We start from the raw sequence: 7,492 nt of genomic DNA on the forward strand, positions 1-7,492 counted from the left end.
TTGTTCCAGGTGCGACGCTGCGCCTACCGCGCCTTCTGCGGTTTATAGCCCAACCGCAAACCACCCCAGTGACGGCCCTTGAGCATGATCGGCACCGACAGGTCATGCATCAACTCGCCGGTGTCGCGGGTGTAGGTCTGCAACAGCACCGGCTGCTGGTGACTGCCGCAACGGATCCCGGTGCGGTCGGAGAATTTGCGCTTGGTGCGGTTATTCAGCGTGTCCACCTGGGGATCGCCAGTCAGCGGCTGGCTGAACTGCTTGTTGTGGGTTGGCACGTACCCCTGCTGGGTGCAGGCAATCGCGAACACCAGGCCCTCATGTCGGGCGAGCAAGGGTTCCTGGATCGCCGGCAGCACCTGGTCGGTATAGCGGTCGAAGCGGGTCTGGAACTTGGCGGGCTGGGTATTGGGGATGGGCTGGTAGTGACGGTCGAACAAGTCATCGAGGCTGACCCGGCCCTGGTCGATATCCGCCTCGAACTGCGCGGCGATCTGGCTCGCCCCTTCCCGTGCCAGGTCATAGACCCGTTGGTGGTAATCGTCGAGGCCGACCTCGGCCAGGCGTTCGCTGATGGATTCGGCCTGGCCTTCCATCTGCACCGCAGCCTCGGCCAGGCGCTGGGTCTGCTGGTCGCTGATGGACAGGTCGCCACGCATCTGCTCGATGGCATGGAACAGGCTGTCGAGCTGTTCGCGATTGGTGTCGGTGCCTTGGGCGATGGCACTGACCTGGGTTTCGACGCCGGCCGCGAGCCGGGCGATGTTTTCCAGGTGCTGGCCGGTGTGTTCGACCTGTTGCACGCCGCTGTCCAGGTCACCGGCCAGTTGGCGGATCTGCTCCACCACCTGGGCCGTGCGCTGCTGGATGTCCGCCACCATCACCCCGACCTCGCCGGTAGCGGCAGCCGTGCGCCCCGCCAGGCCACGAACCTCATCGGCCACCACCGCAAACCCACGGCCATGCTCGCCGGCCCGTGCCGCTTCAATGGCCGCGTTCAGCGCCAGCAGGTTGGTCTGGCTGGCAATCGACTGGATCACCAGGCTCACCCGCTGGATTTCATCGCTGCGCACGCTCAAGGCTTCGATCAACTCGCGACTGTCGTTTGCCCGCTGGCTGAGCTGGTGCATGCGGCTGATCGACTCGACCAGTTCGCTACGCCCGGCCACACTGCTGCGATGAGCCTCGCTGGCGGCGCCCAGGGCCTGTTGGCTGAGTTGCGAAGTGGCTTGTTCGGTGGCGATCATCGATTCGGCATTGCTGACGATCTGCGCCGCCGCATCGAGTTGAGACTGGACCTTGCCGGCCAGCTGCTTGACCGAATAGGCGACCCCGGCCGCCGACAACGCGTTATGGCTGGTGGTGTAGGACAGGTCGCGGGTCAGTTCGGCCAACTTATCGGTCGCGGGCGCCTGCGCGCTGACAATGCGCGAGCGCAAACGTGGCAGCCAGATGATGAGCATCACCAAAGGCAGGCCCAGGTACAGCGACCAGCCTCCGAGGGTCATGCCACACAACAGCAGGGCCAGGGCGAGACTCTGCAAGGTCGGCGTCAGCCAGCGTGTCATTCCGTTCGTCACCGGCACCGCACCCGTCAGTGATCCGTCTGTCGCCATCTTCGTCACCCACAATTATCGTTGTTATGACCGCATTAAACGCCACTATCGAGCCATTATCCATGGTCCATTAGTCGTGTTCTTGCATCAGGTCAACGGCAGGGAAGGCGGAATATGAAGCAAAAAAAAATCGCAACCTCCGGTGCAAGGTTGCGATTTTTCGAGGACGGATATCAGGCCTGACGCTGGTGCTTGTCGATCTGCTCGTGACGTTCCTGAGCTTCGATGCAGTACTTGGTGGTCGGGCTGATCAGCAGGCGCTTGAGGCCGATAGGCTCGCCGCTGTCGTCGCACCAGCCGAAACTGTCGTCGTTGATACGATCCAGGGCCTGTTCCAGCTGGGGCAGCATGCGCTGGTCACGGTCAATGGCGTTGACCAGCCAGGTACGCTCTTCTTCTACGGAAGCAGCGTCCGCCGGGTCGGCCGGGGTGTCCAGGCTCTCAATGGCGATTCGGTTCTGTTCGATGCGCTCGTGGGTTTCGACTTTCATGTTCTGCAACAGCTTGGTGAAGAAAGCCAGCTGCTCGGCGTTCATGTAGTCATCCGCCGGCATGGCCAGCAACTTTTCCTTTGTCATTGATATCTCTATAAAAAAACGTGCATTAAGGCGAATTATGGAGCGTCCCGCAGCGCAGCTGCCACGCTCGTCAGGAAGGCGCCGTCTGTTCCAAGCGCCACCCGGCACTCAATTTACGAGGGGCGGCAGTCTAAGGCCGAGTCGAGGCCTCAGCAACCGAAAACATGGGAAAATGTCCGACAACCCTTGGAAATATTCTCTGACAAGCATTCGGCAGTCATCGGAGTGCGTTTATAACAAGAAATTCGCTGCAATAGCTTTATTAAGAAGACAAATGGCAACGCCACGCGGGTCAGGCGTGGCGCTTTGTCGCAGCACAAGGCTGTTTAACGCTTGAGCTTGCGTTTATTCCGGTATTGGTCGATGACCACCGCCACCACGATGATCAGCCCCTTGATGATGTCCTGGATATAGGCATCGACTCCGACAAAGGTGAACCCGCTGGCCATCACCCCGAGGATCAGCGCGCCGATCACCGTGCCGGTGATGCGCCCTACGCCGCCGGCCAGGCTGGTTCCGCCGATCACCGCCGCCGCAATCGCATCCAGCTCATAGGACATGCCCATGCCGGCCTGTCCGGTAGCCGCCCGCGCCGAGGCCACCACCCCGGCCAGGCCCGCCAGCAACCCGGCGATGCTGTAGACGATCACCAGGTGACGCTTGACATTGATGCCCGAGGTTCGCGCCGCCTGCATGTTGCCGCCGATGGCGTAGGTGTATTTGCCGTACTTGGTGTAGCGCAGGGCGATGTGGAAGATCACCGCCACCACCAGGAAGATGATCACCGGCATCGCCCCATGACCAATGGCGGTATAGGAATCGGACAGCATGCTGACGGGCTGGCCTTCGGTGTAGTAGCGCGCCAGGCCACGGGCCGAAACCATCATGCCGAGGGTGGCAATGAACGGCGGGATGCCGGTAACGGCAATGATGCTGCCGTTGATCGCCCCGGCCAACAGGCCGACGCCGAGCCCGGCCACCACCGGGATCCACACGGGCAAGTCGGTCAGCGACGGGAACACTGCCCGGGCGAAGTCCGAGGTCTGGGCCAGGCTGGCGGCGATCATCGCCGACAGCGCCAGTACCGAGCCGGACGACAGGTCGATACCGGTGGTGATGATCACCTGGGTCACGCCGATGGCCAGCAGGCCGATGATCGAGACTTGCAGGATCATCAGCACCAGGCGCTGGGAATTCATCAGGAAGCTCTGGTCGCGCATGATCCAGCCGAAGAGTTCGAACACCAGGCCGATGCCGATCAGCACCAAAAAGATGCTCAGTTCCGTCGGCAGCCGCCGGCGGGTCCTGGCCGGTGCGGCCGCAGGTTTGTTTTCCAGTATCGCGTTCATAGCCACTTACCTTTTTTATCGGACTGACGAGCTTCAGGACAAACCCGAGGCCAGTTGCATCACTCGTTCCTGGGTCGCTTCGCTGCGGTCCAGGGTGCCCATCAGGTCACCTTCGTGCATCACCATCACCCGGTCGCTCATACCCAGCACTTCTGGCAGCTCCGAGGAAATCATGATGACCGCCATGCCTTCGCTGGCAAGGTAGGAAATGAGCCGGTAGATCTCGGCCTTGGCACCGACGTCGATGCCACGGGTCGGCTCGTCGAGGATCAGGATGCGTGGGTTGGTCATCAGCCAGCGGGCCAGCAGCGCTTTCTGCTGGTTGCCGCCAGATAAAGTGTCGATGCACTGCTCCAGGGACGGCGTCTTGACACGCAGCTTCTTGCACATGTCCTCGCACAGGGTGCGCAGGGCCTTCTGCTGGATGAAGCCGTTGCCGACGTAATGGGGCAGCACGGCCATCTCCATGTTCTCCAGCACCGACAGGCACGGGAACAGGCCACTGAGCTTGCGATCCTCGGTCAACAGGGCAAAACCTTTCTCGATGGCCATGTGCGGGTCGCTGATGCGCACCGGCTGGCCGTCCAGGCGAATTTCGCCGCCGGTACTCGGGGTGATGCCGAAGATTGCCTCGGCCACGTTGGTCCGGCCCGAACCCATCAGCCCGGCGATGCCGAGGATCTCCCCGGCGTGCAGGTCGAAGGACACGCCTTTGAAGATACCGTCCAGGCTCAGGTCGCGCACCGACAGCATCAGGTCGCCAATGGGTTTGTCCCGCACCGGGAACAACTGGCTGAGTTCGCGCCCGACCATCATCGAGATCAGGCTGTCGCCGTCCATGCTGTCGGCCCGTTGCAGACCGATGTAGGCACCGTCGCGAAACACCGCCACTTCATCGGCGATGGCAAACACCTCGTTCATTTTATGGGTGATGTAGATGATCCCCTTCCCCTGGGACTTGAGGTCGGCAATGATCGAGAACAGGTGGGCGACTTCCGTTTCGGTGATGGCCGACGTCGGTTCGTCCATGATCAGGATGTCGGAATCGTAGGACACGGCCTTGGCGATCTCGACCATCTGCCGCTCGGCAATGCTCAGGTTGCCCACCTGCTCCTCGGGGTCGAGCTTGATGCGCAGGCGTTCCAGCAACCTGGCGGTGCAGCGGTGCATTTCGCCGTGGTTGATCATGTGCAGGCCGTTGAGCTGCTCGCGGCCGATCCAGATATTCTCGGCGATGCTCATGTGCGGCATCAGGTTGAGTTCCTGGTGAATCATCGCGATGCCCGCCTGCAAGGCTGCGAGCGGCGTATCGAACCTCACCGGCTGGCCGCGCAGGCGCAGTTCACCGGCGTCGGGCTGGTAGATCCCGGCAATGATTTTCATCAGGGTGGATTTGCCCGCGCCGTTCTCGCCCATCAGGGCCAGCACGGAGCCGGGACGTACCCGCAGTTGGACATCGGAAAGGGCCACCACGCCGGGAAAGCCTTTGCTGACATTGACGACTTCCAGCAGGTACGGTTCTTCAGGTATTACGCCCGGCCGGACAGTCATCGCCGGGGCGCTCGAAGCAGTCGCTGAAGCGAACATGATCAGGTACTCCCTCGGCAAGATCGATGTCGCGACCTTGCCTGCTTATTATTGTGGTGGAACCGAGGGTACGTTGGACCTTACTTGAATTGATCGACGTTTTCCGGGGTGATCAGGCGATACGGCACCCAAACCGCCTGTTCGACCGGTTGCTTCTTGACCATCTTCACCGCCGTATCGATCGAGCCATCGGCCTGGCCCTTGGCGTCCTGGAACACCGAGACGGCCATTTCGCCTTTCTTGATCGCGTTCAAGCCGTCCGGCGTGCCGTCGACCCCGGCAATCAACACGCTGCCCTTCCGGGTGCCCGCCTGTTTGAGGGCCATGGCCGCACCGATCGCCATCTCATCGTTGTTGGCAACCACCGCCTGGAACTCGCGCCCCTGGGTCAGCCAGTCATTGACCAGCGTCATGCCCTTGTCCCGCAGCCAGGTGCCCGTCTGTTCCTGCTCGATCTTGATGCCGGGATACTTGGCGAGCACTTCCTTGACGCCTTTGGTGCGGTTGGTGGTGGAGTTGTTGGCGAGGTCACCGAGCAGGATCACGATGTCGCCCTTGCCGCCCATCTTGTCGGCCAGGTACTGCATCTGCATCCGGCCGGCTTCCAGGTCGTCCGAGGCGACGGTGACCACGCCTGCCGGCAGTTTCAGGTCGTCGGGACGGCGGTTGACATAGACCAGCGGAATGCCGGCGGCGACGGCGGCCTTGGTGATGCGCTGGGTTGCGGCGGTGTCCACCGGGTTGACGATGATCGCGTCGACCTTCTGGCTGATGAAGCTTTCCACCTGACTCAGTTGCTTGACCACGTCACTGCGGGCGTCTTCGAACTGCAGGCTGACGCCGTCCGGCAGGGACTTGGCCTTCTTGTCCATGGATTCGCGCAGGTAAGTCAGCCAGGTGTCGTCGAACTGAGACATGCTGACGCCGATCTTCAGGTCCGCCAGGGCTGCGCCGCTGGTGAGCATCAACGACAGGGCCAGCGAGGCGATACGGGTCTTGGTCTTCATGAACGGTCTTTCTCCACTTTTTTGTTGGTTTTATGGATAAGGCGTAGCGGACGTTTAAGACTTGCTTGCCCCGGTAGGCACCGGATCTCGGCAAGCTGGAAATGACTTTATTGGAAAATATTTTCCATATCAACCAATTTTAGAATTTTATTCGTTTTTTATTCCATGGCCCACCGGTGCAGACAAAACCACCACATTGCCGTGCTCGGCACTCAGCCTGGCAGCGTCGAGAATCCGCGTGGTCGCCAGTGCATCACGGGCCTCGACCGGCAGCGGTGCAGCCCCCTGCAACGCGGATTGCAGCCCCTCATAGAACGCCATCCAGCAACCACGCTCCGAGGTCACCCGCTCCCGCTCGCTGCCGTGCTCGAACCAGCCCCAGCGTCGATGTTCCTCGGCGCCCCAGCGTTCGCCCTCGCTGGCCGGGCTCAACCCGGCCAGCGCCTGGGCTTCCTGACCATCCAGACCCTCGACGGTGTAGCAACCGTGGGTACCGTTGACCCGAAAGCGCGGACGCGGTGCGTTTTGCAGGCAGTTGCCGCTCAGGTGTGAAACGACGCCGTCAGCATGGGCCAGGGACATGAAGAAACCGTTATCGAAGGCCTGCCCCGGTTGCCGATAGTCCAACTCCGCGTAGACCCGCACCACTGGCCCGAACAGTTGCAGCGCCTGGTCCACCAGATGGCTGCCAAGGTCACGCAGGAAGCCCCCGCCGCTGCCCTTGCCCACCGAGGTCGGCGAGTAACGCTCGACACTGGATTCAAAACGGATGACCTGGCCCAGGGCACCCGAGGCCAGCAGTTTGCGCAGGGTGAGGAAGTCCGAATCCCAGCGACGGTTCTGGTACACGCTCAACGGCACGTTGCGCCGTTCGGCCGCCAGCACCAGCGCTTCGGCCTCGGCGGCGTCATGGGCGAAGGGTTTGTCGCTGACCACGGCCACGCCGCGCTCGATGGCTTCCAACACGATGGTCGGGCGGGTGTCCAACGGCGTGGACACCACCACCGCATCGACGCCCGCCGCCACCAGTTGTTCGAGCGTGTCGAACGCCTGGACACCCGGATGATCAGCGGCCAGTTGCTCGCGCCGCTCGGCAGAGCGAGTCACCACGCCGACGAACGTCGCGCCGGGCAGGCTGCCGATCAACGGCGCATGAAAGAAGCGGCCGCCCTTGCCGTAGCCCACCAGTCCGATTCGCATGGCATCTCCTTATAAATCACTGAATGAACACAGTTCCTGTGGGAGCGAGTACCGCTAGGACAACACCCGTCCACTGTGGGAGCGGCCTTGCTCGCGAAAGCGGTGGGTCAGCCGGTATAGATGCCGAATGTCAGTCCGTCTTCGCGAGCAAGCCC

The 7,492-nt window shown here is 61.9% G+C and carries 6 protein-coding genes; all 6 read right to left on the minus strand.

Translation table 11 applies throughout. The annotated features are described in order from the left end of the window. Nucleotides 1-23: 23 nt before the first annotated feature. The 6 genes from J7E36_RS17755 to J7E36_RS17780 all read right to left on the minus strand — a co-directional run bounded on the left by J7E36_RS17755 (nt 24) and on the right by J7E36_RS17780 (nt 7,337). The gene (locus J7E36_RS17755; RefSeq protein ID WP_215005504.1) at nt 24-1,616 is read right to left on the minus strand and encodes a methyl-accepting chemotaxis protein; all 1,593 of its coding nucleotides are present in this window, start codon (nt 1,614-1,616) and stop codon (nt 24-26) included. A gap of 173 nt (nt 1,617-1,789) precedes the next feature. Next, nucleotides 1,790-2,194, minus strand: a complete 405-nt coding sequence (locus J7E36_RS17760) for a TraR/DksA family transcriptional regulator (RefSeq protein ID WP_003202859.1) — start codon at nt 2,192-2,194, stop codon at nt 1,790-1,792. Between the two features lie 326 nt (nt 2,195-2,520). Then, complete coding sequence (locus tag J7E36_RS17765) at nt 2,521-3,543, minus strand: ABC transporter permease (RefSeq protein WP_030141285.1); 1,023 nt, start codon at nt 3,541-3,543, stop codon at nt 2,521-2,523. Nucleotides 3,544-3,576: 33 nt separating this feature from the next. Further along, nucleotides 3,577-5,130, minus strand: a complete 1,554-nt coding sequence (locus J7E36_RS17770) for a sugar ABC transporter ATP-binding protein (protein WP_215005507.1) — start codon at nt 5,128-5,130, stop codon at nt 3,577-3,579. 80 nt (nt 5,131-5,210) lie between these two features. Then, on the minus strand, nt 5,211-6,137 hold the full coding sequence (locus J7E36_RS17775) for a sugar ABC transporter substrate-binding protein (protein WP_215005509.1): 927 nt from the start codon (nt 6,135-6,137) through the stop codon (nt 5,211-5,213). A 147-nt stretch (nt 6,138-6,284) separates the two neighbouring features. Next, on the minus strand, nt 6,285-7,337 hold the full coding sequence (locus J7E36_RS17780; RefSeq protein WP_215005512.1) for a Gfo/Idh/MocA family protein: 1,053 nt from the start codon (nt 7,335-7,337) through the stop codon (nt 6,285-6,287). Between the last annotated feature and the right edge of the window lie 155 nt (nt 7,338-7,492).

Origin of the sequence: Pseudomonas fluorescens, from assembly GCF_018614775.1 — a bacterium.
In the GTDB taxonomy this organism is placed as follows: domain Bacteria; phylum Pseudomonadota; class Gammaproteobacteria; order Pseudomonadales; family Pseudomonadaceae; genus Aquipseudomonas; species Aquipseudomonas fluorescens_BY.

Bases quoted from the DNA above. Each gene is read 5' to 3' on its own strand.
- J7E36_RS17765 (WP_030141285.1), bottom strand. From the start codon at position 3,543: ATGAACGCGATACTGGAAAACAAACCTGCGGCCGCACCGGCCAGGACC.
- J7E36_RS17755 (WP_215005504.1), bottom strand. From the start codon at position 1,616: ATGGCGACAGACGGATCACTGACGGGTGCGGTGCCGGTGACGAACGGA.
- J7E36_RS17760 (WP_003202859.1), bottom strand. From the start codon at position 2,194: ATGACAAAGGAAAAGTTGCTGGCCATGCCGGCGGATGACTACATGAAC.
- J7E36_RS17775 (WP_215005509.1), bottom strand. From the start codon at position 6,137: ATGAAGACCAAGACCCGTATCGCCTCGCTGGCCCTGTCGTTGATGCTC.
- J7E36_RS17770 (WP_215005507.1), bottom strand. From the start codon at position 5,130: ATGTTCGCTTCAGCGACTGCTTCGAGCGCCCCGGCGATGACTGTCCGG.
- J7E36_RS17780 (WP_215005512.1), bottom strand. From the start codon at position 7,337: ATGCGAATCGGACTGGTGGGCTACGGCAAGGGCGGCCGCTTCTTTCAT.